This window comes from Paenibacillus lentimorbus NRRL B-30488 (genome assembly GCF_000411595.1).
In the GTDB taxonomy this organism is placed as follows: Bacteria; Bacillota; Bacilli; order Bacillales; family Bacillaceae; genus Bacillus; species Bacillus velezensis.
In genome coordinates, this window is the sequence record NZ_ANAT01000022.1 from 1 (window position 1) to 3,250 (window position 3,250).

Sequence of the window (3,250 nt, forward strand, 5' to 3'; positions counted from 1 at the left end):
ATACTACTTAATCAATACATCTACATAATTAAAATTTTGGTATTTACAACAACTACAGTTGGTGATATCATAATGTGGTATTATTTCCACATTATGATATCAGGTAAAAAGGCGGTGATTTAAGTTTAAAAAAGCTTTTTCTGTACTCTTAGTCCTTATTTCTTTTCTTTTTATCAATTCTGACAACTTAGAAAATAGTGAAGGTATAAAAGTTGCTATTCTAGACAGTGGTATTAATAAAGATAATAAAGAACTAAGAAAATTTGTTGTTAAAGAATTCAATGCATTAAATCAGAACCAGAAGATAAATGATGATTATAACCATGGAACAGCAATAGCAGGAATTATATCTTTAAATGTTGACAAAAGAATGGTTGAACAACGTACTAAGATAGAAATCTCTGATGTAAAAGTTCTCGATAAAAATGGTAATGGAGATGTCAGTTCACTCATTAAGGCAATTGATTGGTGTATATCTGAAAATATTAAAATAATAAATATAAGTTCTGGTGTTCAAGACAATTCTAAAGAATTGCAATCTGTTATTCAAAAAGCATTAAGCAAGGGTATAATTATTATTGCTGCATCTGGTAATAATTATGGATTAAGTGTAGATTATCCTGCGAAATATCAGGGGGTGTTATCTATTAATGCATTGAATCAAAATTATTCCTTATCAGACTTTTCGGCAACAGGAAAAATTGATTATGCCATGCCTGGTTCCAATATAAAATCTATTAACAATAAAAATGAGGTTGCTTCTTTTACAGGCACATCCTTTGCAACGGCTTATGCAACAAGAATTATTACCACAGTTATTGCACACCAACAAAAGAACATAAATTATTTAAACATTAGAGAGATACTTTCACCCTTTACTTTTAAATTAGGTAATGACAATGAGAAAAGAAAATTTGGATATGGACACTTAAAAAACTAATTTATACGGAGGATATAATGAAGAAATTTCTTTTATTTTTTTAACTCTTACTTTACTTATTTCTTTTTCAGTAGATGTAAACTCTGCGCATGCTTTTGAAAATACCAATGCTACAGAAAAGAATTCCGCTAAGATCATAAGAGAAACAAAACAAGACTTATTTATAAAATCTACATATGAAAATGATCATATAACTGCAGTAGCAAACATTAAACTGAATAAAAAGACAAACAAAATGGATGTACAAGTTGAATTAAATAATGATAACGGCAAAAAAATCAATCACCTTCTTGTAACTTCTCATAAATTAAAAGAAAATATATATAAAGCTACTATAAAAGATACAGACAAAAATTTAGTTTATAACATTGATACATCCAAAGTTCATGCATCTGCTGCATCTAACATGAAGATTCTACAATATCTCTTAAAAAATGGTGAAAAAGCAGCGCAGAAAAAACATGGTAAAACAGCAGTTAAAAGAGCTAAGACGAAAACTAACTTTAATGTGATGTCACCTTATGTAAAAATAAATAAAAATAAAATAAATCATATTATGGCAAAAAAACATAATTGGAATAAGATACTTTTCAAAGCAGATTGGCCATCTGTTCAAAAAACTTTGAATCTTACCATGAGATTTGGAAAAGAAACATATGTTAATGCTTTTTTTAGTGAGAAGAAGCTAAAAATAAACGGCCATACGGTCGTGATCAGATACAACAAGCTTGCTCGAGCTGAATCCAGTATCTCTACTGCTTTTGTAAAATAATGAGACGAGGAAGGACTTAAATTTAATGTCTAACGGAACTGAATCTCTTGAACACCTTATCTTGAATCTAGATTTCAAAAATGCAATCTTACTGGCAGAACAAATGGATTTAGAAACCTTCCAAATCAAAATGGTCAATTTTGCAACCACAGAAGATTTAAATATCTTATGGTATCCTTTTTTGATAGAGTATATGCTTTATCATGAATCAGCTAAACTTCATATTACCGCATTTTACATTTTAACACTTCCTCTTTGTAGTTTGGAGAATGCTACATTAGCATCCCTTTATCATGCTCGTAAAGCTTTTGAGCTTAGCAGTGGTAATGAAGTTGAATACTTGGTACCGTTTCTGATATTAAACAGAGATCCTGAAGAACTCGTTTCTGAAGAAGAAGCTAAACAAATGGCCTTTAGGATACTTGAAATTGACCCTGAACATGAATATGCTAAGAGTTTCTTAAATGATTTGAAGGGCTAATATTTTTCTTGTTGAAAAAACTTGCAGATAATTTTTCTGCAAGTTTTTATTTTCAGACTATTGATTTTGATTTATCATTATTCCCATTATCAGACAGCGTTTTCGAAAATCTGCGTTCTTTCTCCTCCATCATCCGTTCAATATACACCCTTCCTTCTTTTTCAATAAACGACTGGTCAAGCTTTTCCTCTTCTTTAGCTGTTGTGAAAAGCTTATAGGCGCTGAAAATAATTCCGATAATGCAAAGGTATACCCACCAAGGAAAAAATAGCACGTCGGTTTCCTCCCTTTTTCACCAAGAGTCTTTATTCTAAGCTATGCTTGATAAAGACAAGTTATGAGAGCTGAACGTAAAAAGACCGATCATAGAGAATCGGCCTTTTTATCTTATTGATGGAACGTCGGTTTGTAGAAAGAACGGTTTTCAAGCGCAAATACACGCTCTGTGTATTCGCCCGGCTTCACCCGTTCCAGCGCTCTGTCCATCATGATCATTTTTGCATCCAGATTGTCAATGTAGTGCAGAATTTCCGCTTCTTTCACCATCGGCGGTTTCGGGCTTCCCCATTCTGCTTTTCCGTGATGGCTTAAAATCAAATGCTTCAGAATCAGCACTTCTTCAGCGTCAATCTGAAGCTCTTCGGCCGCTTTTGAAAGCTCTGTCACCATGATCGAAATGTGCCCGAGCAGATTCCCTTCCACGGTGTACGTCGTGGAGACGGGGCCTGAAAGCTCTTTTACTTTGCCGAGATCATGCAGAATGACTCCGGCATACAGTAAATCCCGGTCAAGAGACGGATACAGATCGGCAATCGCTTTTGCCAGGTTCAGCATGGACACTACATGATACGCGAGCCCGGAGACGAACTCATGGTGGTTTTTAGCCGCCGCCGGGTAATCCATAAACTCCACCGCATATTTTTTGACCAGATGTCTTGTGATCCGCTGGATGTTTGGATTTTTCATTTCAAAAATGTATTGAGTGACGGTTTCCATCATTTCATTTTTCGGAATCGGCGCCGTTTCCAGAAAATCATCAATACTGACATTTCGTTCT

General features: G+C 34.0%; 5 protein-coding genes. 3 read left to right on the forward strand and 2 right to left on the reverse strand.

Annotated elements, in window-relative coordinates; genetic code table 11:
- Nucleotides 1-205: 205 nt before the first annotated feature.
- The 3 genes from D368_RS12900 to D368_RS12910 are packed head-to-tail and all read left to right on the forward strand — an operon-like array spanning nucleotide 206 to nucleotide 2,193.
- The gene (locus D368_RS12900; protein WP_486129256.1) at nucleotides 206-940 is read left to right on the forward strand and encodes a S8 family serine peptidase; all 735 of its coding nucleotides are present in this window, start codon (nucleotides 206-208) and stop codon (nucleotides 938-940) included.
- Nucleotides 941-998: 58 nt separating this feature from the next.
- Nucleotides 999-1,712 carry an SAR2788 family putative toxin gene (locus tag D368_RS12905; RefSeq protein WP_486129257.1) on the forward strand — a complete coding sequence of 238 codons (714 nt, stop codon included), beginning with the start codon at nucleotides 999-1,001 and terminating at the stop codon, nucleotides 1,710-1,712.
- Nucleotides 1,713-1,737: 25 nt separating this feature from the next.
- Nucleotides 1,738-2,193, forward strand: coding sequence for a hypothetical protein (locus tag D368_RS12910; protein ID WP_128574857.1), 456 nt, complete (start codon nucleotides 1,738-1,740; stop codon nucleotides 2,191-2,193).
- 52 nt (nucleotides 2,194-2,245) lie between these two features.
- Here D368_RS12910 and D368_RS12915 read toward each other — a convergent pair whose 3' ends face one another.
- Nucleotides 2,246-2,467 carry a sporulation YhaL family protein gene (locus D368_RS12915; protein WP_128574858.1) on the reverse strand — a complete coding sequence of 74 codons (222 nt, stop codon included), beginning with the start codon at nucleotides 2,465-2,467 and terminating at the stop codon, nucleotides 2,246-2,248.
- 113 nt (nucleotides 2,468-2,580) lie between these two features.
- A partial coding sequence (locus tag D368_RS12920; protein WP_128574859.1) for an HD domain-containing protein occupies nucleotides 2,581-3,250 on the reverse strand: 670 nt, incomplete at its 5' end.

What these genes read in the sequence shown, in the direction of transcription:
- D368_RS12910 (WP_128574857.1), top strand. Translation starts at nt 1,738, where the DNA reads ATGTCTAACGGAACTGAATCTCTTGAACACCTTATCTTGAATCTAGAT.